This window comes from Rahnella sp. PCH160 (assembly GCF_047784855.1).
In the GTDB taxonomy this organism is placed as follows: Bacteria; Pseudomonadota; Gammaproteobacteria; order Enterobacterales; family Enterobacteriaceae; genus Rahnella.
Map to the genome: position 1 here is coordinate 3,806,376 of NZ_JBLOGT010000001.1, position 22,739 is coordinate 3,829,114.

Annotated in this window: 18 protein-coding genes and 1 pseudogene; 9 read left to right on the forward strand and 10 right to left on the reverse strand. The window is 55.5% G+C overall.

Features of this window, described 5'->3' with window-relative positions:
* Positions 1 to 174: 174 nt before the first annotated feature.
* The 6 genes from katG to ACM5QY_RS17475 form a co-directional block, all read right to left on the reverse strand.
* Positions 175 to 2,385, reverse strand: coding sequence for a catalase/peroxidase HPI (gene katG, locus ACM5QY_RS17450; RefSeq protein WP_416121974.1), 2,211 nt, complete (start codon positions 2,383 to 2,385; stop codon positions 175 to 177).
* A gap of 255 nt (positions 2,386 to 2,640) precedes the next feature.
* Positions 2,641 to 3,612 (reverse strand): chemotaxis protein, encoded by a 972-nt coding sequence (locus ACM5QY_RS17455; protein WP_416121975.1) that lies wholly within the window; start codon positions 3,610 to 3,612, stop codon positions 2,641 to 2,643.
* Positions 3,613 to 3,796: 184 nt separating this feature from the next.
* A complete protein-coding gene (gene acuI, locus ACM5QY_RS17460; protein WP_416121976.1) occupies positions 3,797 to 4,774 on the reverse strand; it encodes an acrylyl-CoA reductase (NADPH) in 978 nt (325 codons plus the stop codon).
* A 90-nt stretch (positions 4,775 to 4,864) separates the two neighbouring features.
* Positions 4,865 to 5,527: an acrylate utilization transcriptional regulator AcuR gene (acuR, locus tag ACM5QY_RS17465; RefSeq protein WP_416121977.1), complete on the reverse strand. Its 663-nt coding sequence runs from the start codon at positions 5,525 to 5,527 to the stop codon at positions 4,865 to 4,867.
* Between the two features lie 138 nt (positions 5,528 to 5,665).
* Positions 5,666 to 7,003, reverse strand: a complete 1,338-nt coding sequence (locus tag ACM5QY_RS17470) for an LLM class flavin-dependent oxidoreductase (RefSeq protein ID WP_416121978.1) — start codon at positions 7,001 to 7,003, stop codon at positions 5,666 to 5,668.
* Positions 7,004 to 7,012: 9 nt separating this feature from the next.
* Complete coding sequence (locus tag ACM5QY_RS17475; RefSeq protein WP_416121979.1) at positions 7,013 to 7,999, reverse strand: MsnO8 family LLM class oxidoreductase; 987 nt, start codon at positions 7,997 to 7,999, stop codon at positions 7,013 to 7,015.
* A gap of 250 nt (positions 8,000 to 8,249) precedes the next feature.
* Between ACM5QY_RS17475 and ACM5QY_RS17480 the strand changes: the two genes are divergently transcribed.
* The 5 genes from ACM5QY_RS17480 to ACM5QY_RS17500 all read left to right on the forward strand — a co-directional run bounded on the left by ACM5QY_RS17480 (position 8,250) and on the right by ACM5QY_RS17500 (position 12,880).
* Positions 8,250 to 9,434, forward strand: a complete 1,185-nt coding sequence (locus tag ACM5QY_RS17480) for a M20 peptidase aminoacylase family protein (RefSeq protein ID WP_416121980.1) — start codon at positions 8,250 to 8,252, stop codon at positions 9,432 to 9,434.
* 202 nt (positions 9,435 to 9,636) lie between these two features.
* Positions 9,637 to 10,560, forward strand: a complete 924-nt coding sequence (locus ACM5QY_RS17485; protein WP_416122916.1) for an ABC transporter substrate-binding protein — start codon at positions 9,637 to 9,639, stop codon at positions 10,558 to 10,560.
* 17 nt (positions 10,561 to 10,577) lie between these two features.
* A complete protein-coding gene (locus ACM5QY_RS17490) occupies positions 10,578 to 11,081 on the forward strand; it encodes a GNAT family N-acetyltransferase (RefSeq protein WP_416121981.1) in 504 nt (167 codons plus the stop codon).
* A gap of 24 nt (positions 11,082 to 11,105) precedes the next feature.
* Positions 11,106 to 12,020 (forward strand): amino acid ABC transporter permease, encoded by a 915-nt coding sequence (locus ACM5QY_RS17495; protein WP_416121982.1) that lies wholly within the window; start codon positions 11,106 to 11,108, stop codon positions 12,018 to 12,020.
* Between the two features lie 14 nt (positions 12,021 to 12,034).
* A complete protein-coding gene (locus tag ACM5QY_RS17500; RefSeq protein ID WP_416121983.1) occupies positions 12,035 to 12,880 on the forward strand; it encodes an amino acid ABC transporter ATP-binding protein in 846 nt (281 codons plus the stop codon).
* A 654-nt stretch (positions 12,881 to 13,534) separates the two neighbouring features.
* Here the strand turns inward: ACM5QY_RS17500 and lsrG are convergent.
* Together lsrG and lsrF are read right to left on the reverse strand one after the other, a co-directional pair.
* On the reverse strand, positions 13,535 to 13,825 hold the full coding sequence (gene lsrG, locus ACM5QY_RS17505; protein WP_416121984.1) for a (4S)-4-hydroxy-5-phosphonooxypentane-2,3-dione isomerase: 291 nt from the start codon (positions 13,823 to 13,825) through the stop codon (positions 13,535 to 13,537).
* A 3-nt stretch (positions 13,826 to 13,828) separates the two neighbouring features.
* Entirely contained in the window at positions 13,829 to 14,704 is an 876-nt protein-coding gene (gene lsrF / locus ACM5QY_RS17510) for a 3-hydroxy-5-phosphonooxypentane-2,4-dione thiolase (protein WP_416121985.1), read from the reverse strand.
* Positions 14,705 to 14,963: 259 nt separating this feature from the next.
* Here lsrF and lsrR point away from each other — a divergent pair, with 259 nt between their 5' ends.
* From lsrR to ACM5QY_RS17530, 4 genes are all read left to right on the forward strand, one after another.
* The gene (gene lsrR, locus ACM5QY_RS17515; protein ID WP_416121986.1) at positions 14,964 to 15,938 is read left to right on the forward strand and encodes a transcriptional regulator LsrR; all 975 of its coding nucleotides are present in this window, start codon (positions 14,964 to 14,966) and stop codon (positions 15,936 to 15,938) included.
* A 70-nt stretch (positions 15,939 to 16,008) separates the two neighbouring features.
* A complete protein-coding gene (lsrK, locus tag ACM5QY_RS17520; protein WP_416122917.1) occupies positions 16,009 to 17,601 on the forward strand; it encodes an autoinducer-2 kinase in 1,593 nt (530 codons plus the stop codon).
* A gap of 849 nt (positions 17,602 to 18,450) precedes the next feature.
* Complete coding sequence (locus ACM5QY_RS17525; RefSeq protein WP_416121987.1) at positions 18,451 to 18,852, forward strand: CidA/LrgA family protein; 402 nt, start codon at positions 18,451 to 18,453, stop codon at positions 18,850 to 18,852.
* Positions 18,849 to 19,544, forward strand: coding sequence for a CidB/LrgB family autolysis modulator (locus tag ACM5QY_RS17530; protein ID WP_416121988.1), 696 nt, complete (start codon positions 18,849 to 18,851; stop codon positions 19,542 to 19,544). Before ACM5QY_RS17525 ends, ACM5QY_RS17530 begins: the two co-directional genes overlap by 4 nt.
* 304 nt (positions 19,545 to 19,848) lie before the next feature.
* Here the strand turns inward: ACM5QY_RS17530 and flgL are convergent.
* Positions 19,849 to 20,810 (reverse strand): annotated as a pseudogene (flgL, locus tag ACM5QY_RS17535) (flagellar hook-associated protein FlgL).
* Between the two features lie 160 nt (positions 20,811 to 20,970).
* Positions 20,971 to 22,623, reverse strand: a complete 1,653-nt coding sequence (gene flgK / locus ACM5QY_RS17540; protein WP_416121989.1) for a flagellar hook-associated protein FlgK — start codon at positions 22,621 to 22,623, stop codon at positions 20,971 to 20,973.
* Positions 22,624 to 22,739 lie beyond the last annotated feature (116 nt).

Here is a 22,739-nt window from a genome sequence, read left to right on the forward strand (position 1 = left end):
TTCAGTTGGACCTAACTTCCACCAAAATGTTCACCCTACTAAATAAACTCTTTAACCATTTCGCAAATGGTATCATCTGCATTTTCAAATACTACTAAACGTATGCACAAAACCAAAAAAGCCCACCCAGTCACCCAGGCAGGCTTTATATCTACTGCGTCAACTCAACACATCTCAAATATCAAAACGGTCCAGATTCATCACTTTTGTCCAGGCGGCGACGAAGTCTTTCACGAATTTTTCCTTCGCATCGCTGCTGGCGTAAACCTCGGCGCTGGCGCGTAAAACGGCATTAGAGCCAAACACCAGATCGGCGCGGGTGGCGGTGAATCGGGATTCTCCGCTGACACGGTCACGGCCTTCGAAACGTTCACCGGTGGAATCGGTGGCTTTCCATTCGGTACGCATATCGAGCAGGTTGATGAAGAAGTCCGTGTTCAGTTCACCGGTTTTACCCGTGAATACGCCGTGATGGCTGCCGTCGAAGTTAGTTCCCAGCGCACGTAATCCGCCAATCAGTACCGTTAATTCGGGTACGGTCAGCGTGAGTTGCTGAGCTTTGTCGATCAGGAGATTTTCAGTCGAGGTTCTGCCGGTGTCACCGCGATAGTTACGGAAACCATCGGCTTTCGGTTTAAGCAAATCGAACGACTCAATATCGGTCTGATCCTGACGCGCATCCACACGCCCCGGCGTGAACGGCACCTCGATTTCGACGTTGACCGCTTTCGCCGCTTTTTCGATACCGACGACGCCCGCCAGAACAATCACATCTGCCAGTGACGCTTTCGGATGTGACTGCTGAAGAGATTCCAGCGTCGGCAGCACGCGCGCGGCCACGGCGTTAACCTCCCATTGTCTTTGCGGCAGTAATGCCAGCCGCGCACCGTTAGCCCCGCCGCGTTTATCACCGCCACGGAACGTCGAGGCGGATGCCCATGCCACCGATGTCAGTTCACCGACCGTCAGGCCAGATGCCGCAATCTTTTCTTTCAGCACGGCAATATCGGCAACAGTCGGATGGTAAACCGGCACCGGCAACGGATCCTGCCAGATTAAGTCTTCTTTAGGCACTTCCGGCCCGATATAACGCGCTTTTGGCCCCATATCGCGGTGCGTCAGTTTGTACCAGGCTCTGGCAAAGGCTTCGTTAAACGCCTGCGGATCACTGTGGAAACGGCGCGAGATTTTCTCAAATTCCGGGTCGAAACGCAGCGTCAGGTCAGTCACCAGCATGGTCGGTTTGCGTTTTTTCTCGGTATCGAACGGATCAGGGATGATGTCCGGCGCATCAGCGGCTTCAAACTGAATAGCGCCCGCCGGGCTGCGCGTCTGTACCCAGTCATATTTGAACAGGTTTTCGAAGAAGTAGTTGCTCCACTGCGTTGGCGTCTGCGACCAGATGACTTCCAGCCCGGACGTAATGGCATCCGCACCGGCACCGCTGCCGTAGCTGTTTGCCCAGCCCAGCCCCTGCGCTTCAATCGGTGCAGTTTCCGGGTCAACGTCCACATGGCTGGCTTCTGCCGCGCCATGGGTTTTACCGAGCGTATGACCACCGGCGATTAACGCCACAATCTCTTCGTCGTTCATGCCCATATTGCCGAAAGTGGCGCGGATGGCCGGTGCCGCTGAGGCAGGGTCGCCGCTGTGGTTCGGGCCTTCAGGGTTGACGTAAATCAGCCCCATTTCGGTGGCACCCAACGGGGACTTCGCCAGATCTTCAGGATGACGATGTTCCAGCCAGGTGGTCTCATCGCCCCAGTTCACATCCAGATCCGGTTCCCAGACATCTTCACGACCGGCACCAAATCCAAACGTGCGGAAACCGGAGTTCTCCAGCGCGACGTTACCCGCCAGAATATAGAGATCAGCCCAGGAAATTTTTTGACCGTATTTTTGTTTTACCGGCCAGAGCAGGCGGCGGGCTTTATCGAGGCTGACGTTATCCGGCCAGGAGTTCAGCGGTGCGAAGCGTTGCTGACCGCGACCTGAACCACCGCGCCCGTCGACGGAACGGTACGTCCCGGCGCTGTGCCACGCTAAACGGATGAAAAGACCAATGTAGCTGCCCCAGTCGGCAGGCCACCAGGGTTGCGATTCGGTCAGGACGCCTTTGATATCGGCTTTGAGTGCAGAATAATCTAACTTGGCAAATTCTTTACGGTAGTCAAACGCTTCGCCCAACGGGTTTGAGCGGGCGGAATGCTGGTTCAGTAAATCGGTTCTGAGCTGATTAGGCCACCACTCGCGATTGCTTGTCCCGCCGCCAGACGTTTCATTGGACTTTCCTGCATGAAAAGGACACTTTCCGGCAGAGGCTTCTCTGTCTGCTTCTACAATGGGTTTTGCGTCGTTCGCTTCTTCATCAATAGAACTGCTCATGCTCACACTCCTTTTTTATAGTTTCATTGCTACTCTATACTCGGATTTAACCCAGTCACATCTGGAACACCCTATGTATTTGATAGACCTTCCCTTCTGATTTGCGCGTTCGTTCTGTGCGTTTCCACAATTTCTGAATCCAGACTGTGATTATAGAATAGCCAGTTAACGTGAAAGGCTTCTCTTTCGGCGTCGCAAAATGAAAAAAGCCCGCTCAGATTTTCTGAAGCGGGCTTTTCACAGAGAAACTCAATGTTATGCGTGAACCACGTTCTTCGCGTCCAGCGCTTTATGGATCGCGGCTTCGAGTTCGTTGATTTCGAATTTCGCCACATACCCGTCGGCACCCACTTTGCGGACGTGATCTTCGTTGGCGCTGCCCGACAGCGAGGAGTGGATAATCACCGGGATATTCTTCAGGAATTCGTCACGTTTGATATTGAGCGTCAGCGTGAAGCCGTCCATTTCCGGCATTTCCAGATCCGTCAGTACGAAGGAAATTTTGTCTGAAATGGGCACGCCGGCGGCTTTGCATTCTTCGGCCATTTTGCGGATTTTATTCCAGGCTTCCAGACCGGTGACGTGCATCTGCGCCGGGATTTCCATCATGTTCAGGCCTTTTTCCAGCATCTGGCGCGCGACTTTGGAGTCTTCCGCAACAATCGCCACCGTACCCGGTTTCATTTTGAAGGAGCTGGTTTTCTTCTTATCCATGTCGATATTGTTGTTCGGGATAATGTCGTGCAGGATTTGCTCGACGTCCAGCACCAGCGCCAGACGGTTACTGGATTTATCGTTATCCAGACGCGCGATACTGGTGATGTTACGGCTCTTCACGCCGGATTCTGCCGCCAGCACCTGGCTCCATTCCAGACGAACAATGTCGTCCACCGATTCCACCGCAAACGCCTGCGTACTGCGGGCATATTCGGTGACCAGCAAAATATTCAGCCCGGTTTTCGGCACGCAGCCGACGACCGCAGGCAGGTCGATCACCGGAATAATTTCACCGCGAATATTGGTCATCCCCATCATCGGCGATGCCATTCCCGCCGCTTTGGTCAGTGTCGGCATGGGGACAATTTCACGCAGTTTGAAGACGTTGATGCCAAATAATTCTGACTGATCTTCACCAGGCGATGAGCCCAGACGGAACAACAGCAATTCAAACCGGTTAGACGAAGTGAGATTTGTTCTTTCATCAATTTCTTTCTGAAAATTATCCATACTTTCCTCATGCGTATTTTTATTTGAGTGTGTTTGCGCTGCAATATGAGTCATTTGGAAAATAAGGAATCATTTTCTCAGACGAACAAGGTATTTATCGGCCAAACGCGGGGAATTCTTTATAGAGGAAGAGAAATTGAGCGGGGAAAGCGCCCGGCCACCCTGAGGATGCCGGGCATGGGGGTTAACCGGCGATTTTCACCAGCGTTCTGCCCTGAATTTTATTATCAAGGAAATCCGCTGCCACGGCCGGAGCCTGTTCCAGCGTGATTTCAGTCGCCGCCTGCTCGTAGAAACTCTGCGGCAGGGTTTTCAGCAGACGCTCCCAGACGGCAGAACGGCGGTCAGCGGGCACAGAAACAGAATCGACGCCCTGCAAACGCACGTTGCGCAGAATAAACGGCATCACGGTGGTCGGCAGACCAAAACCGCCCGCCAGCCCGCAGGCCGCCACGCAGCCGCCGTAATTGGTTTGCGCCAGCACTTTCGCCAGCACTTTGTCACCGACGGTATCCACCGCCCCTGCCCAGATTTGTTTTTCCAGCGGACGGGTTTCGGCGAAATCATCGCGGGAAAGAATTTCGCTGGCACCCAGGTTACGCAGGTAATCGTGGGTGGATTCACGGCCAGTAACGGCGGCAACGGTATAACCCAGCGTATGCAGCAAGGCGACAGCCGTGCTGCCCACACCGCCGCTGGCACCGGTCACGACCACGGTTCCGCTTTCCGGTTTAACGCCCGCGTCTTCCAGCGCCATCACGCACAACATGGCGGTGAAACCCGCCGTGCCGATGATCATCGCATTACGCGCCGCCAGCCCTTCCGGCAAAGGCACCAGCCAGTCACCTTTCACGCAAGCCTGTTCTGCCAGGCCGCCCCAGTGTGTTTCGCCCACGCCCCAGCCGGTGAGAATGACCGGCTGGCCGACGGTGAAACGGGCGTCATTACTGCGGCTGACGCGACCCGCAAAATCGATCCCCGGCACCATCGGAAACTGACGGATGATTTTGCCTTTGCCGGTGATCGCCAGCGCGTCTTTGTAATTCAGACCGGACCAGCTGATATCCACCCGCACATCGCCTTCCGCCATTTCCGGCAGTGCGATCTCTTTGACTTCGGCCAGTGTGGTTTTGTCTGGCTGTTCGAGAACCAGTGCTTTCATTTTTTTCCCTTAATTATTCAGGCGTTCGAAGAGTTGTCGTTAGAAATGCGATGACTAACGTAATGATTGCAGGTGCTATTTTGGAATTTCTTATTGAATGCTTTTCTGAAAATATGCCCAAAACTGATTCAGAGGTTCGGCTGAACGGAACAGTTTGGCGCGCATCACCGCCCCTTCCCAGCCCGACCAGAAGATCTCCGCCAGCTGCGCCGGTGGCGTAACGCAATCCATATCACCCGCCCGTTGCGCTTCTTCCAGACAACGCGCCACGCGGCTTTCCCATTCCTGCAAAATCGCTTTCAGCTTTTCCGGGAAATTCTCAGGAAGCAGCGGCGATTCCTGCAACAGATTGCCGACCAGGCAGCCGCGCCGGAATTCGAATCTCGCCATGCCCTGACCGGCGTGTTCGACAAACGCGCTGATGCGTTGCAGTGGCGGGAGCGCGTCGTTGAGCAAAAACTTGTCGAGCTTATGGGCGAAAAATGCGCCGTAAGACGTCAGCACCGCCATGCCGAAATCCTGTTTACTGGCAAAATAGTGATAGAACGATCCTTTGGGTACGGCGATATTTTTAATCACCGCATCAATGCCCGCTGAGAGATAGCCCATTTCCGTGATGACTTCCAGACCGGAGCGGATCAGCGCCACACGCGTGTCGGAAAATTCGCGTTCAGTCTTGGGAGGACGGCCACGACGGGGCTTTTGAGCCGCCTGTGGCGGGACTTCAGGCAGGATTGTCAGTGCATCACCCATGATTTAGACCGATCGTTTTTTAATTGCCAAAAGCTTACGCCCAATTATAGGCGCAGGCAACCCTGTCATCCCCTGAAAAGCAAACAGCCCGCCGCGGCTGAACCGGGCGGGCTGTTTCAAAAGATAAGGATGTTGTAACTATTTCTCGCTCACTGCCTCACGCACGGTGTCCTGCACGCTGTAGCGGTTGGTTTTGAACGGAATGTCCAGGCGTTCACGCAGCGTGTGGGCTTCGGAAGGATGCCAGTAACCGCGTGCGGCCAGCACCGGCAGCACCAGACGGGTGATGTCGTCGAGCGCCTCGGTCAGCACCGGTCCGCTGATGATAAACCCGCTCGCACCGCCCTCTTCCACCCAGCGGATCAGCCGGTCGGCGACCTGTTCAGGCGTACCGAAAAACTCACCGCGCGGCAACGTGGTCTGATACGCCACTTCACGCAGCGTCAGGTTTTCCTCTTTCGCCAGTTTCTTGATGCTGTCGGTGGTCGAACGGAATGAGTTCTGGCCTAAATCGCCCAGCTCAGGGAACGGGCCATCCGGCGGATACTGGCTGAAATCGTGATGCTCAAAGAAGCGGCCGAGATACGCCAGCGCGTCGTCGAGCGACAGCAGTGAAAGCAGGTACTGATATTTCGTTTCAGCTTCTTCTTCGGTTTTGCCAACAATCGGGCTGATGCCGGGAAAAATCCCCACCGGATGACGGCCATTTTTTGCCACCTGCGCCCGGAGTTTGGCAGAGTATTCCTGCGCTTCTTCCAGCGTGCGGGCGTTGGTAAAGACCGCATCGGCAGATTTACCCGCCAGCGCGATACCCGCATCAGAAGCGCCCGCCTGGAAAATCACCGGTTGCCCCTGCGGCGAACGCTGGATATTCAGCGGGCCTTCGACCGAGAAGAACTGCCCCTGATGATTGAGTTTATGCAGTCTGGCCGCATCGAAAAACACGCCGCTTTCGCGGTCGCGCACGAACGCGCCGTCTTCCCACGAATCCCATAACCCCTGCACCACGTTGATGTATTCTTCCGCAATCTGGTAACGCAGCGCATGTTCAGGGTGATCTTTGCCAAAGTTTTTCGCCGAACCGGCCAGCGGTGAGGTCACCACGTTCCAGCCCGCGCGCCCCTGACTGATGTTGTCTATCGACGCCAGCTGACGCGCCACGGTAAACGGGTCGCTGTACGACGTCGAAATCGTCCCCGCCAGCCCGATGCTGTGGGTGGCTGACGCCAGCGCCGACAACAACGCAACCGGTTCGAAACGGTTGAGGAAATGCGGCAGCGATTTTTCGTTGATGTGCAGGCCATCAGCCACGAACAGGAAATCAAAACCGGCAGCTTCGGCGCGCAACGCTAAATCGCGAAAATACGGAAAATTCACGCTGGCATCAGCAGGCGCTTTTTCGTGACGCCATGAATTCATATGCCCGCCTGCACCGTGCAACATCAGACCCAGCTTGATACTTTTTGAATGGCTCATGAGATCTCCTTACAGCTGGCCAGCCAGCAATTCGATGGACTTCAGACGCACGGCGGCATCTGTCAGTGGGGTATGAATAACAAATTCGTTAACGCACAGACGGCGCTGAATATCGCGCAGCTGTTCGTGAATATCGGCGGGCGTGCCGTGCAGCACGCTGATTTGCTGCTGTTCAATGCGGAATTGCGTCGCCCCGGCCTGCCGGACAAACGCTTCGGCCTGTTCGCGGGTGCCGACGGTCACATGTTTGTCGCCGACGGTGACGCGAAAATTATGCTGCTCCGCCACACGCGCGGCGGCTTCTTCTCGCGTTTCAGCGGCCAGCACCGCAAGGCTGACCAGCGCCTGCCCTTGTCCGGCGGAATATTCGTGGTATGCCAGCACCGATTCGGTCATCACTTCTGCGGATGTGTTGATGAAACCGGCGAAAACGAAATTCCAGCCCAGTGACGCCGCCAGACGGGCGCTTTCTTTGCTCGCACCCAGCAGGAAACGCTGCGGCGCAACCGGCGGCTGCGGCAATGCGCGGGCTTCAACACCGGCCAGATTATCGTCGAGATGAGTCAGATAATGCGTCAGTTGCTGTAACTGCGCGGGGAAACCGGGGGCTGAATCCGCCGGCGCATGGCCGCGCAGCGCTTTGGTTGAGAGCGGTAAACCGCCGGGCGCTTTGCCGATGCCGATATCCACGCGGTCGGGCGCCAGCGCGGAAAGCAGATGGAAATTCTCCGCCACTTTGTACGGGCTGTAATGTTGCAGCATCACGCCGCCGGAGCCGATCCGCAGCGTCGATGTCTGCGCCAGCAGCCAGGCAATCAGCACTTCCGGCGAGCTGCCCGCCAGCTTGTCTGTGTCGTGATGTTCTGAAACCCACAGGCGGTGATAACCGAGTTTTTCCGCCGTTTTCGCAAACGTCAGCGTCGCCTCCAGTGCGTGTTCCGCACGTTGTCCTTCATTTATCGGGCTTTGGTCTAATAAGCTCAGTCGGTAATTCACTCGGGGTATTCCTTTTATCCGCACAATCAGTTCATGTTCAGTTCATGTTAAAAACCAGTTCATGAGAAAAAGAGTTCCACGAAGTGAGGGCAAAGCTAAATAATTAAATTGCGCATCGATAGCCATTATTTTGCTATGCGCGATGAGAACAAAACTGCTTATAAAATATAGCCACAGAGTCTTTAGGCAAAAGGAGTTTCCTGTTTACGATGAAATGACTGCAAACCTACCGTTTAAAAGGCCAAGAATAATGAGCATTTCACTTGCCAATGACGCGCGCACCGATACGGTGTCCGGCTCATCAGAATTAGAAAGCAAACTCATCGCCCATCGTCGTGAATTACACCAAAACCCTGAATTGTCGAATCAGGAATTTGCCACCACACAAAGAATTACCGGCTGGCTGAATGCGGCCGGTGTGCGGATTTTGGATCTCGGGCTGAAAACCGGCGTCGTGGCGGAAATCGGCCCGCAGCATGGCCCGGTCGTGGCGTTGCGCGGTGACATCGACGCGCTGCCGATCGAAGAAGCGTCCGGCGTGCCTTTCAGTTCGCTACATCCCGGCGTGATGCACGCCTGCGGCCACGATTTTCACACGTCCGTTATTCTGGGTGCCGCGTATTTACTGAAAGCGCGCGAAGACCAGCTTCCGGGCCGCGTGCGTCTGTTTTTCCAGCCTGCGGAAGAGCGGTTTGGCGGGGCTTCGCAGCTGATTAAAGCCGGTGCACTGGAAAATGTTGATGCGATATTTGGCCTGCACAATGCGCCGGAATTGCCGGTCGGCACTTTCTCCACCAAAGGCGGCGCGTTTTATGCCAACGTTGACCGTTTCAGTATCACAATCACCGGTAAAGGCGCGCACGCCGCGCATCCTGAGGAAGGCGTCGACAGTATTGTCACCGCCAGCCACATCATTTCGGCGCTGCAAACCGTGGTGAGCCGCAACGTCAGCGCACAGGAAGCGGCGGTGGTCAGCGTCACGCGCATCGAAGGCGGCAATACCTGGAACGTGCTGCCGCAAACCGTCGAACTTGAAGGCACGGTGCGCACGCACAACGACGTGATCCGCGAGCAAATCCCGGAACGCATTCGTCAGGTGATTTCAGGCGTGGCGACGGCGCTGAGTGCAAAGGCCGAACTGCACTGGTTTGGCGGGCCACCGGCGGTGGTAAATACGCCGCGCTGGGCGGATTTCAGCCTGGAAGCGGCGGCTGAATTTGGCTATAAAACCGAAGTCGCGACGGCGCAAATGGGCGGCGAAGACTTTGCTTTTTATCTGCATCACGTCCCCGGCGCGTTTGTCAGCATTGGTTCTGCCAGTGAATTTGGTTTGCATCATCCGCAATTTAATCCTGACGAATCTGCGATTTATCCGGCAGCCGCTTATTTCCAGCAACTGGCAGAGAAAGCGCTGCGGGAATTAACCGGCAAATAACCTTCATTAATGACATTCCTATTGCAACGCCCGGTAATCCGGGCGTTTTGCGTGGTTATATCTGGCATCTCTTTATTTCCAATTTATCTCTTTCATTATTTGATTTTGTTGTTTTACATCCCTGTAACACTCGGGAATAGTGAAAACGTCACCTCACTGTCATCACCACATACAATAAGAATGCAGGGTAAACACAATAATGATGAAACACAGCGTTAAATTAACCACCATCGCCGCTTTATTAAGTCTTTCTGCTCTGGCACAGGCCGCACCGGGTATCGACCTGATTGCGAATGAAAAACCCATTAACACAGCGAAAAGCCCGGAAGCGGTGGCAAAAATTCCGGCTAACTTTAAATTTGTTGAACCCGGCACGCTGACCGTGGCGCTCGCCGTGCTGGGCAGCGCCCCGCCGTTCGGCCTGTATGCCCGCGACAATAAAACCGTGATCGGCAGCGAAGCGGATATCGCCCGTCTGGTTGCCGATGGTTTGGGTCTGAAGCTGAAAGTGGTTCCGGCCTCCTGGGAAGACTGGCCGCTGGGCGTGACCTCCGGGAAATACGACGCCGCCATCTACAACATTACCGTCACCAAAGACCGCAAAACCAAATTCGATTTCGCCACCTATCGCGAAGATACGCTGGGCTTCTACGTGAAATCCGACAGCAAAATCACCTCGATTCAATCCGCGCCGGATATCGCCGGGAAACGCATTATTGTCGGCTCCGGCACCAATCAGGAAGCCGTTTTGCTGGCGTGGGATAAAGAGAATCAGGCCAAAGGATTACCGGCGCTGCAACCGCAATACGTCACTGACGACGCCGCCGCGACGCTGGCAATTCAGTCTGGCCGCGCCGATGCGACATTCGGGCCGAACGTCACCGGTGCCTACAAAGCGCTGTTAACCGGCAAAACCAAACTGGTCGGCACCGTGCCGGGCGGCTGGCCGAAAACCGCGAACATTGCCGTGACGCTGAAAAAAGGCAATGGCTTAGTGGACGCGGTTCAGGCCTCGCTTAACAGCGCCATCGCCAACGGCACCTATTTGCAGGTGCTTAACCGCTGGGGCGAAAGCGTTGAGAAAATCGACCACTCCGAAATTAACCCGCCAGGACTGGGCGACTGAGTAAAGAGGACTCCATCATGAGTGATGACGTTTTTATCCAGACTGTGCCGGAAGACCCGCTGATTGCGCCGTTTATCCAGGGTTTGTTCGGTGAATACCGCGAACGCTACGGCGAATATTTTTCCAGCCAGCCGCCGGAAGATGACAGCGTATTTTCCGCGCCGGACGGCACGTTTATTGTCTTGCTGAGAAACGGAGCGCCCATTGCGATGGGCGCGTACAAACGCTACGACGCGAAAACTGCGGAACTGAAACGCATCTGGACGCACCGCTCTTTGCGCCGTCAGGGGCTGGCACAGAAGGTTTTACTCGAACTGGAACGCCGCGCTGCCGAATACGGTTATCAGCAGGTTTTCCTGACCACCGGTTTCCGCCAGCCGGAAGCAGTCGGGTTGTATTTGTCGCACGGTTATCAGCCGTTGTTTGACACACGTCTCGACCCGGACGTCTATTCCCGCCCGCCGTATGACGGCCGTTTGCCGTTCACCAAGGCGCTGACCGCCGATGTCCCTGTTACCTGAAATTGCCACAAGAAAGAGAACACCATGAGCGAAAACGCCCCTACCTCCGTGAATCATCCGCCGCTGAAAGTGGTCCCGGCACGCTATCCGTGGCGGGTGGCCGGTGCGATATTTTCAGTCTTTATCCTGCTGGGTATCGTTGAGTCGATCGCCACCAACGCCCGCTGGGAATGGGGCGTTTTTCGCCAGTGGTTCTTTGACCCGATCATTCTATCCGGGCTGGGGAAAACGCTGCTGCTGACCTTACTGGGCACGCTGTTTGGTATTATTTTAGGGACGGCGCTGGCCCTCGCCCGCCTGTCCAAATCCTATTTAATGAATGCGCTGGCCTGGGGATATATCTGGCTGTTCCGATCCTTGCCGCTGTTGCTGGTGTTGATCATCCTCTACAACTTTTCGTATCTCTACGACAACCTGTCGCTCGGTATTCCGTTTACGTCCATCACCTTTTTAAGCACGCCAACCGTGAATTTGCTGGATCAGTTTTCGGTCGCCGTTCTGGGGCTTTCGCTGGTGCAGTCGGCGTATACCGCAGAAATTATCCGTGGCGGGATTTTAGGCGTCGAACACGGCCAGCACGAAGCCGCCGCCGCGCTCGGTTTACCGGCCTACCGCCGGACGTTCCGCATCATTTTGCCTCAGGCGCTACGTTCGATTCTGCCGACCGGTTTTAACGAAGTGATCAGTCTGGCAAAAGGCACATCGATTGTTTACGTGCTTTCCATGCCGGAGCTGTTCTACACCGTGCAGGTGATTTACAACCGCACGCAGCAGGTGATCCCGCTGCTGATGGTGGCGACGGTGTGGTATCTGCTGATCACGACCGTGCTGTCGGTGCTGCAATATTACGTCGAGCGTTATTTCTCACGCGGCACGGTGCGCCAGGTGGCGCCCTCGCCGTTGCAGCGTCTGCGCCAGTGGCGTGTCGCCCGTTCATAATTCTGGAGAAATTTATGTCTGAAGCCTTTGATTTATTTGTTAAACAGCCTCAGGACGCTTCCGTAGAACGGCTGTATCCGCGCCAGCCGCAGGCCGCCACCGTCGGGCGCATCGAGATCAATAATCTGAGCAAATTCTACGGCGCGCACAAAGCGCTGGATAACGTCAGCCTGAATATTGAACCGGGCACGGTGACGGTCATTCTCGGCCCGTCCGGCTCAGGGAAATCCACCCTGCTGCGCACCATCAATCATCTGGAACGCGTCGATGAAGGCTTTATCCAGATTGATGGCGATTACATCGGTTACCGCCGCAAAGGCGACACGCTGTACGAGCTGAAAGAACGCGCGATCCTCAAACAACGTACCCACGTCGGCTACGTTTTCCAGAATTTCAATTTATTCCCGCACATGACGGTGCTCGATAACATTATCGAAGCGCCCGTCGTTCACGGCCTGCTGAGCCGCAAACAGGCCATCGCTCGCGCATATGAGCTGCTCGATACCGTCGGTTTACGCGAAAAAGCCCACGCCTGGCCGCGCCATCTTTCCGGTGGTCAGCAGCAGCGCATCGCCATCGCCCGCGCCTTAGCGCTCAACCCGAAAGTGATGTTGTTCGACGAACCCACCTCCGCGCTCGACCCCGAGCTGGTCGGCGAGGTGCTGGACGTTATCAAAAAACTGGCGCGGTCCGGCGTGACGCTGGTGGTGGTGACGCACGAAATCGGTTTTGCGCGACAGGTCGCCGATCAGGTGGTGTTTATGGTGGACGGCGCCGTTGTTGAGAGCGGGAGTGCAACGCAGGTGCTGGACAGGCCGGTGCATAAGCGGACAAAAGCCTTCCTGGAGAAGGTGCTTTAAGATTGGCAAATTTTGGTTTTTCTCACTTGCCGTGAGGGCGGTTTCTCGCTTGCCAGCGGGGACTCTGACCGAGAATATTTCGGTTTTTCAATTGCGGTGATCGCTCAGCGGCTCGCGCCGAAACCGACCAGAGGATGAAAGTGCTTTTCCTCCTCTGGACTCCTCCTCGCTTTTTTCAACACGCGCTGTCGCTCGCTGGCACTGTTTCAGAAACCACAGCTATTGCCGCGAAATCCCGCCGCTGCGCGGTTCCCTTACTCGGTTTCGAGCCTTAGGTCTCGAAACACTTCGCTCGGCAAGCTTTCTGAAAGCGGCCAGAGGCTTTAAAAAAGATAAAATCGCATTGCGCTCTTTAGAGCAAAACGGTGAGGTTACGAATTAGAAAGCTGTGGCCGCTTTCAAAAATCACGCTGAAAGGAGAGGTGGAAAACCGCGACTCTTTTCGCGCGGTTTGTAATCCGACTGGAAGGAACCGCGCAGCGGCGGGATTTTGCGGCACGAGCAGAAGTTGCTGAAACAGTGTCCGCGAGCGACAGCGCGCAGTGAAAAAGAGCGGAGTCCAGAGGCCCGCGCGTTACCGGGTCTCTGGTCGGTGTGGGCCGACGCCCACGACCTTGAAGTTGAATTTAAAACCAAAATTTGAAATCAAAAACCTTACGGATATATCCCCTTAAACACCGTTTTCTTCCGTGCTCCCGTCATGATCCCCTCCAGCGCCTCAACGCACCTGAGATAATGCGGCGTTTTCTTGTGCGCCATCACCGCGTCGTTATCCCGGTAGGCTTCGTAGATGAAGAACCGCGTCGGTTCGTGTTCATCCTGCAACACGTCAAACCGCAGGTTGCCCTCTTCTTTTACCGCGCCCAGATGATTGGCGCGAAACACTTCGAGGAATTCGTCAATTTTGTCCGGCTTCACATTAATTTCGACCAGCGTCACTTCCATGATTTACCCCTTTTCACTCAGGAACAGTTCGTAGGCAACCGCCACGCTGGCGTTTTCATGCACAACCGCTTTGACCGCGTGCAGCATGGCGACCGGCGCTTCGGACTGGAAGATGTTGCGCCCCATGTCCACGCCCGATGCGCCCTGATCGATGGCCTGATAACACATGTCCAGCGCCTCGCGCTCCGGCAGTTTTTTGCCTCCGGCAATCACAATCGGTACCGGGCAACCGGCAGCGATGCGTTCGAAACCGCTGTCCACGTAGTAGGTTTTGATGATGTTCGCGCCCATTTCCGCCGCAATGCGCGTTGCCAGTGAGAAATAACGCTGGTCACGCGCCATGTCTTTACCGACGCCGGTGACCGCCATCGTCGGCATCCCGTAACGCATCCCCTGATCCACCAGCTGAATGATGTTTTTGATCGACTGATGTTCGTGCTCGCTGCCGATATAAACCTGCGCGGCCATCGCGGCGACGTTCAGGCGCAGTGCGTCTTCGATGGCGACCGCCACCGTTTCGTTAGAAAGCTCAGTCAGAATCGAGTTGCCGCCGGAAGCGCGCATCACGATCGGTTTATTGATGGCCGCGGGCACCACGCTGCGCAGCACACCTCGGGTACACATCAGCACATCGGTGTGCGGGAACAACGGCGCAATGCTGATATCGATACGCTCAAGACCGGTGGTCGGCCCCTGAAAATACCCGTGGTCAAACGCCAGCATGACGGTGCGGCCGGAATCCGGATTAAAAATCCGCGCCAGCCGCGACTGCATTCCCCAGTCAAGCTGGCCGCTGCCCTTGAGGAAAAACGCATGGTTTTCCTGCGGCGTGCCGATGCCGAAGTTTTTACCGTCTCTGATATCGTCCAAATCTGCCATTTCGGTATCTCCTTAGCTGCAAACCGTTATCGTCAGAAATCGTATTTCGCCATTAATGAACAAATGTATTTATCATTTAACATTGTTCATAAAACTAGTCTGACAGGCCGACGAAAACTTTTGCGCGGATCACAGTTTGTTCAAGTCATAAAGTCTGCGATATGATTCAACCAGAATTCATTTGGAATTTGCCAAACACATCACAGTTAACAACATTCCGTTAACGAACAATTGATCTACATTTTGATAAGTGTTCACTATGACTGATAAGACAACGCTTTCTGATCTGACTAACCATCCGGAATTCAGCATGGGCGAAGAGGAACTGCTGGCGCGCACCGCCTGGTTCTATTACCACGACGGTCTGACCCAGAATGAGATCGGTGAACGACTTGGCTTGACGCGGCTGAAAGTGTCGCGGCTGCTGGAAAAAGGCCGGCAATCCGGGGTGATCCGCGTGCAGATCAACTCGCGTTTTGAGGGATGTCTGGCGCTGGAAAACACCCTGCTCGAACGTTTTGATTTGCAGCAGATCCGCGTTCTGCCACAGCTGGCCGACGGTTCGCTGAGCACCCGTCTGGGTGTCGGCGCGGCGCACATGCTGATGACGCTGCTCAAACCCGGACAACTGCTGGCGGTTGGATTTGGCGAAACGGCCATGAGTACGCTGCAACATCTGAGCGGCTTTATCGCCTCGCAACAGATCAGGATGGTGACGCTTTCCGGCGGTGTCGGGCCGTATATGACCGGCATCGGACAGCTCGACGCGGCCTGCGGCGTCAGCATTATTCCCGCGCCGCTGCGGGCCTCATCGGCCAGCGTGGCGGCGATTTTCCGGCAGGAACGCAATGTGCATGACGTGATGCTGGCAGCCTGTGCGGCGGATATCGCGGTGGTCGGCATCGGTTCGCTGAACCAGAAACAGGAAGCGACGATTTTGCGCTCCGGTTACATCAGCGAAGGCGAGCAGCTCCTGTTTGGCCGCAAAGGCGCGGTCGGCGACATCCTCGGCTTCTTTATGCAGCGCAACGGTGAGCTGGCGGAAAACATGGCGATCCACGATGAACTGATCGCCGTCACCCCCGCCGATCTGGCCAGTATTCCGACCGTGTTAGGCGTGGCCGGCGGCGTCGAGAAAGCCGAAGCCATTGTCGCGGCGCTGAAAGGCAAACGAATTAACGCACTGGTTACTGAAGAGAGCACAGCAAGAGCCATGCTGGCGTTGCTCGGCTGACCCGCAGGGTGTGAGGGGTGTGGCGGTCAGGTAAACGGTGCCCGATAAACTGGCACGAGAGAACGTAGCGATGACCTCTACCCTGAACTCTGACGACGATCGTAGCTATTTAATGGCGCTGGATGCCGGTACCGGCAGCATCCGTGCGGTGATTTTCAATCTCGAAGGCGAACAGATTGCCGCCGGACAGGCCGAATGGATCCATCTGGCGCTGCCGGATGTACCCGGTTCTATGGAGTTTGATCTGCACAAAAACTGGCAGCTCGCCTGCCAGTGTATCCGCCAGGCGCTGCACGAAGCGCATCTCCCCGCCTCCGCCATCCGCGCCGTCGCCGCCTGTTCGATGCGCGAAGGGATCGTGCTATACGATAAATCCGGCGAACCGATCTGGGCCTGCGCCAACGTCGATGCCCGCGCCAGCCGTGAAGTTTCCGAACTGAAAGAAATCCACGATTTCGAATTTGAACGCGAAGTGTATGAGTGCTCCGGCCAGACGCTGGCGCTCAGCGCCATGCCGCGCCTGCTGTGGCTTGCGCACCATCGCCCGGACATTTACCGTCAGGCTGCGACCGTCACCATGATCAGCGACTGGCTGGCGTATAAGCTCAGCGGCGAGCTGGCGGTTGACCCGTCAAACGCCGGCACCACCGGCATGCTGGATCTGACAACCCGTAACTGGCGGCCTGAGCTGTTAGACATGGCCGGGCTGCGCGCCGATATGCTTTCTCCCGTCGCCGAAACCGGCACACGGCTGGGTTATGTCACCGCCACCGCGGCAGAACTCAGCGGTCTGAAAGCCGGAACGCCCGTCGGAATGGGCGGCGGCGATGCCCAGCTCGGCACGCTCGGTTTAGGTCTGGTGCGTCCCGGTCAGACCGCCGTGTTAGGCGGTACTTTCTGGCAGCAGATTGTGAATTTGCCGGAGCCGGTCACCGATCCGGAGATGAATATCCGCGTCAATCCGCACGTCATTCCCGGCATGGCGCAGGCCGAATCCATCAGTTTCTTCACCGGCCTGACGATGCGCTGGTTCCGCGACGCGTTCTGCACTGAAGAGAAAACCCTCGCCGGACGGCTGGGCGTGGATACTTACAGCCTGCTGGAAGACATGGCCGCGCGCGTGCCGGTGGGTTCGTGGGGTGTGACGCCGGTCTTCTCTGACGCGATGCATTTCAAGAACTGGTATCACGCCGCGCCGTCGTTTATCAATCTGTCCATCGACCCGGAAAAGTGCAACAAACCGACGCTGTTCCGCGCACTGGAAGAAAACGCCGCCATCGTTTCGGCCTGTAATCTGGATATGATCGCCCGCTTTTCGGGTGTGCGCGCAAAATCGCTGGTGTTCTCCGGCGGCGGTTCGAAGGGGAAATTGTGGTGTCAGATCCTGAGTGACGTCACGGGTGTGCCGGTCAACGTGCCGGTCGTGAAAGAAGCCACCGCGTTAGGCTGCGCAATTGCGGCAGGTGTCGCGGCGGGCGTTTATGCCTCGCTGGCCGAGACCGGAGAAGCGCTGGTACGCTGGGAACGGGAATATCAGCCGGACGTGGCGAATCATGCGAAGTATCTGGTGCAGAAAGCCAACTGGCAGGAAGTGTACGCGGATCAACTGAGGCTGGTGGACAGGCAACTGACGACATCGATGTGGAAAGCCCCAGGGTTGTGATGCCGGAGGGTGGGTTGCCGCCCAAACTGGCTTAAAAACAAAGCCAAATTCAAGACCTTGGGCTCGCCGCCCAAACTGGCCCAAAGGGCGCGTTAACGCGCGCGCCCTCTGGACACCCGCGCTTTTTCACTGCGCGCTATCGCTCGCTGGCACTGTTTCAGCGTATCCGGCTATTGCCGCAAACGCCGCCGCGGCGCGGTACTTTCGCTTCGGGTTCGAACCAGCTCGAAAAAAACCTCTCGCTGTTTCTCACCACTCTCTCAACGTCGTTTTGAAAGCGGCCAGAAGCTATGTAATTCGGAAGAATAATGCTGGTGTTTATGCTCCTTCCCCTTGGCAAGGGGAAGGTTGGGATGGGGTTCGAAATGGCAACTTTGAAGGTGAGTTGTTTGCTAAACCCCCTCCCAACCTCCCCCTTCGCAGGGGAGGAGCAAACCAAACCACTGTAATAGGGTGAAAAAGCCCCTGGCCGCTTTCAGAAAGCTTGCTGAATGAGTGTTTCGAGACCTTAGTCTCGAAGACCGAAATGAAGGTACCGCGCAGCGGCAAGTTTTCGCGGCAACAGGAGGAGTTGCTGAAACAGTGCCAGCGAGCGGCAGCGCGTGTTGTAAAAGACGTGGAGATTCCAAAGAGGCCCCGTCCTGGGCCTCTTTGGTCGGTTTCGGCGCCAGCCGCTGAGCGATCACTGCAATTGAGAAACCGAAACTTACACCAGCCCGCTTTTGAAAATCGCAATGCGGCAATCTCCGCAATCACATACACTTTATTCCTAAATTTCATACTGGCTTATGTGGCGCAGATCACATCTTAATTGTATGATGAATGCATCATCCAAGCGGGCAAATCACCATGAACAACGCATTATCTCTGGTATTCAACTATATCCGGGCGTTTATCCTGATATACCTCTGTCTGTTCGCCGGGAACGCGATTTCATCTCTTTTACCGATCACCATCCCCGGCAGCATCATCGGGATGCTGATTTTGTTCGGGCTGCTTTCCACACAAATACTGCCGTTTAAATGGGTAAAACCGGGCTGCAATATCCTGATCCGCTATATGGCGTTGTTATTCGTGCCTATCGGTGTCGGGGTGATGAATTACTATGAGCAACTGCGTACACAGTTCGGCCCGCTGGTGGTGTCCTGTCTGGTGAGTACGATCATCGTTTTGCTGGTGGTTGCCTATTGCTCACACTATATCCACGGGGATCGCGGCACGGTCACTGACAAAGCGGAGAAGAAAGAATGATTGATATTCTGTGGTCACTGCCGCTGACGCTGCTGGTGTTTTTCGCCGCCCGCAAGCTGGCGATTAAACTCAAAATGCCATTGCTGAACCCGCTGCTGATGTCGATGGTGATTATCATTCCTTTGCTGCTGGTCACGAATATTCCGTACACGCGCTATTTTGCCGGCAGTAAAATTCTCAACGATTTGCTGCAACCTGCCGTCGTCGCGCTGGCGTTTCCGCTTTACGAGCAGTTGCACCAGATCCGCGCGCGGTGGAAATCCATCATCAGTATCTGTTTTATCGGCAGCATGGTGGCAATGACCACCGGCACAGCGATTGCGTTGTGGATGGGGGCGACGCCGGAAATTGCCGCGTCGGTGTTGCCTAAATCCGTCACCACACCGATTGCGATGGCGACCGCGCAATCCATTCACGGTATTCCCGCCATCAGCGCGGTGTGCGTGATCTTCGTCGGGATCCTCGGCGCCGTTTTCGGCCACAGTATTTTGAACGTGCTGAAGATCACCACCAAAGCCTCTCGCGGTCTGGCGATGGGCACCGCATCCCACGCACTCGGCACCGCCCGCTGCGCAGAAATGGATTATCAGGAAGGCGCGTTCAGCTCGCTGGCGCTGGTGATTTGCGGGATTATCACCTCCCTCCTCGCCCCGTTCCTGTTCCCCGTCCTGCTCGCCTTATTTGGTCATTAATCACTAAGCCGAACCGAACGTTCCTCGAAATAGTCCGGATTGGATCAAGGCGGCAACTGAACGAATCCCCGGGAGCATACAATAAGTATGTGACCGGGGTGAGCGAAGGCGCCAACGCTGAGCCAGTTCGGAATATGAAGAGGAAAAAGCGTATGTCACTTCAACCTTAGAAAAAGTGACATACAAAGCTGAACGTACCCGGTTTAAGTACAGTCAGAAAAAGGCCTGCGTGTCTGCTTTAGCCGCAGAGGGCAGTCGATAACGAAGAGTGTTAACAGGCGCGTCAGGCGACGCGCCGGAAGTATTATGAATTCATCTGGAACAGGGACATCCCCTGCATGGCGCTGTAGGTTTTGTAAGAGGCCTGAAGCGCTACCTGTTGCAGCGTATACGTCGAGATCGCGGACGTCCAGTCAGTATCCACCAGGTTACTCAATTTGGTCGAGTTTGCCACTTCGCGGTTATCACCGAGCGTATCCAGATTATCCAGTTCGCTCATCTGGGTACCCAACTCTGAACGCACAGACAGCACGTTGTTGAGTGAGTTGTTCAGGCCACGGTTGGCTTTATCAATCGCATCTGAATATTCGGTATCAGAGGTATAATCCGCTGAGGGTGTTTTCAGCGCAGTCAGCGCACCGTCGATGGTTTTGAAGATATCGGTTTCGCTGGCTGAGCCGTCGGGTTCCACTCTCGCATCACCGGTTAATGAATCGAAAACCTGATTACCGGTGTGGCTGATGGTCATGGTACGGCTGGCATCCACCTGCTGGGTCAGCGCGGTCGTCCCCCGGAATAGGTCACGGCACCTGTTGTCGCATCTTGTGTATACGGCGGCGTATCACTTTTGTAACCGGCAAAAATGTAACGGCCATTACCGTCTGTGCTGTTCGCCAGGTTCAGAAGCTGAGATTTCAGGCTTTCCAGTTTGGTCGCCAGAGAAGAACGGTCGTCGTCGCTCAGAGAACCGTCACCGGCCTGAACGATGAGCGTCTGCGCATCCTGAATGGTCGATGTCACACTGCTTAACGTCGATTCTTCCTGACTCATACTCTGATTAGCAAAAGTACGCGCGACAGAATACTGCGTGTTTTCTGCCTGTGCCTGACGCACTAATACTGCCTGAGAAGCGGCCAGCGGATCATCCGAAGGCTTGCTGACTTTCGAGCCAGTGGACAGCTGTAAGCCGGTCGCCTGAAAGCGGCTCTGCCCGTCTAACACCGCACTCATGTTCTGGTTGTAAATCATATTGGTACTAAGGCGCATGGCATCAGTTCCTTATCAGTTCACATTTTACTTTTTAATACCTAAATAATTCGCGATGCAGGAAGGCGGCAAGTTAACGAATCCCGATGAGCTGACATTAAGTCAGTGATTCGGGTAAGTGAACGTAGCCAACACACCTGCAACGTGAAGTATGACGGTATTAACGAATATTGATGATCGCGTCGAATATGGTCGAAGCAGTCTGCACAACCTGTGCGTTCGCCAGGTAATATTGCTGGAAACGTTGCAGATCGCCGTATTCCTCATCGAGGTTAACCCCGGAGATAGACTGCTGTTGCGTCGTCAACTGCGTAACAATATTGGCCTGCGCGGTGCTGGTGGTGGTCAGCGTGGCAACCTGGTTACCGACGTTACTCACCAGGCTGGCGTATGCACCCGTCAGGGTAGATTTACCTTCCACCAGTTTTGCTGTTTGCAGATTCAGCAATTTTTGGGCGTTGGTGTTATCGCTGACACCGCTGTCTGCAGCGCCTGCGGCGGCAATCAGGGAGGAATCACTGATGGCGACATTCAGGCTACCGGCAACGTTGCTCACCGTTTTGATGGTGATACTGTCGTTGGTCGCTGGCGTGCCCGTGACGGACACGGATAACCCGTCAAAATCCATCGTCGGATTACCGCTGCTGTCGGTTCCTGCGGTCGGGGTGATGGATGCCCCGTCAGAAACGCGGGTTACATTCCACGCGGTGCCGTTATACGCCATGGTGTAGTCGCTGGCTTTTACGGCCGTCGTGTCTTTGTAGGCGACACTCAGTTCCGCTGACCCGGTGTTTTTGGTATTCGCGACCGTGGTGGCTCCGGTGAACGAGAAGAAGTTTGTCCCGGCGTCACCGTTGAGATCAAAACCGGCCTTATTGGTGGTGTTGAAAGCATCAGCCATTGACAGCGCAAGCTGTCCCAACTGGTTGATGGCCGGTTCCAGGTTATCTTTACGGAACGCCAGTGTGCCACCCAGTGACCCGGTGGTCAGCCGGCTTTCCTGAAGTTGTGTGACTGAGCCATCAGGCTGCGTCATGCCAACGGTCAGTTTGGATGGATCCGCACTGGACGCCACCGCAACAACGGTTTTGGCCGTCCCGCCGCTCACCAGCGGCGTACCGTTGGCGAAGGAGACGTTATACGTGTCACCGTCCTGCTGCATTACGGTCACACCGGTAATGTCATTGAGCTGGCTGACCAGTTGGTCGCGCTGATCGAGCAAGGCATTCGGTTCCTGCCCTGTGCTGCCACGCGTAGCGGTGATCTGATTGTTTAACTTGGCAATCTGTGAGGCAAAGGTATTGATCTGGTCAACGTTCTGCGTCACCTGCTGGTTAACGGCGGTATTCATGTCGCTCAGGTATTTCGCTGAGCTGTTGAACTGCGCGGTTAAGCCCTGCGCTTCGCCCAAAACGGCCTGACGTGCCGAACTGTCGCTGGCATTGCTGGTCAGGGTTTGCAGGCCTTTGAAGAACGTTGCCATAGTGGCATCAATGCCGGTTGAGCTGTCACCGAGCAGGTCATCGATTGAACTGGCCTGATCAAGCTGCGTTGACAGCGCGCTGCCTGATGCACTGGCACCCAGCAGTTGCTTCACGACAAAAGAGTTATATTCACGGTTCACGCCCGTCACCGACACACCATTACCCATGTACCCGACAGGCGTGGATGTCCCGTTGCTCTGGGTGATGATGGCAGTCTGGCGGTTATAACCGGCCACGCTGACGTTCGCGATGTTGTTCCCGGTGGTACTGAGCGCTGCCTGCGCCGCGTTCAGTCCGCTCATTGCGGTATTAATTAAGCTACTGGACATGAGTGACCTTTTGGCTGCCGGTGACTTTTTACCACCGTGTAATTAAGGGAACCGAATCGGGGCTCTCCCCTTTTCCCATTCTGATCGTGTTATCGGCCTTTACGGCTAAAACTTGA

Coding starts and splice junctions, on each gene's coding strand:
- flgK (WP_416121989.1), bottom strand. CDS start 22,623: ATGTCCAGTAGCTTAATTAATACCGCAATGAGCGGACTGAACGCGGCG.
- ACM5QY_RS17455 (WP_416121975.1), bottom strand. CDS start 3,612: ATGGATAATTTTCAGAAAGAAATTGATGAAAGAACAAATCTCACTTCG.
- lsrR (WP_416121986.1), top strand. CDS start 14,964: ATGACTGATAAGACAACGCTTTCTGATCTGACTAACCATCCGGAATTC.
- ACM5QY_RS17490 (WP_416121981.1), top strand. CDS start 10,578: ATGAGTGATGACGTTTTTATCCAGACTGTGCCGGAAGACCCGCTGATT.
- ACM5QY_RS17530 (WP_416121988.1), top strand. CDS start 18,849: ATGATTGATATTCTGTGGTCACTGCCGCTGACGCTGCTGGTGTTTTTC.
- acuR (WP_416121977.1), bottom strand. CDS start 5,527: ATGGGTGATGCACTGACAATCCTGCCTGAAGTCCCGCCACAGGCGGCT.
- lsrG (WP_416121984.1), bottom strand. CDS start 13,825: ATGGAAGTGACGCTGGTCGAAATTAATGTGAAGCCGGACAAAATTGAC.
- ACM5QY_RS17495 (WP_416121982.1), top strand. CDS start 11,106: ATGAGCGAAAACGCCCCTACCTCCGTGAATCATCCGCCGCTGAAAGTG.
- ACM5QY_RS17485 (WP_416122916.1), top strand. CDS start 9,637: ATGAAACACAGCGTTAAATTAACCACCATCGCCGCTTTATTAAGTCTT.
- lsrF (WP_416121985.1), bottom strand. CDS start 14,704: ATGGCAGATTTGGACGATATCAGAGACGGTAAAAACTTCGGCATCGGC.
- ACM5QY_RS17480 (WP_416121980.1), top strand. CDS start 8,250: ATGAGCATTTCACTTGCCAATGACGCGCGCACCGATACGGTGTCCGGC.
- lsrK (WP_416122917.1), top strand. CDS start 16,009: ATGACCTCTACCCTGAACTCTGACGACGATCGTAGCTATTTAATGGCG.
- katG (WP_416121974.1), bottom strand. CDS start 2,385: ATGAGCAGTTCTATTGATGAAGAAGCGAACGACGCAAAACCCATTGTA.
- ACM5QY_RS17525 (WP_416121987.1), top strand. CDS start 18,451: ATGAACAACGCATTATCTCTGGTATTCAACTATATCCGGGCGTTTATC.
- ACM5QY_RS17470 (WP_416121978.1), bottom strand. CDS start 7,003: ATGAGCCATTCAAAAAGTATCAAGCTGGGTCTGATGTTGCACGGTGCA.
- acuI (WP_416121976.1), bottom strand. CDS start 4,774: ATGAAAGCACTGGTTCTCGAACAGCCAGACAAAACCACACTGGCCGAA.
- ACM5QY_RS17500 (WP_416121983.1), top strand. CDS start 12,035: ATGTCTGAAGCCTTTGATTTATTTGTTAAACAGCCTCAGGACGCTTCC.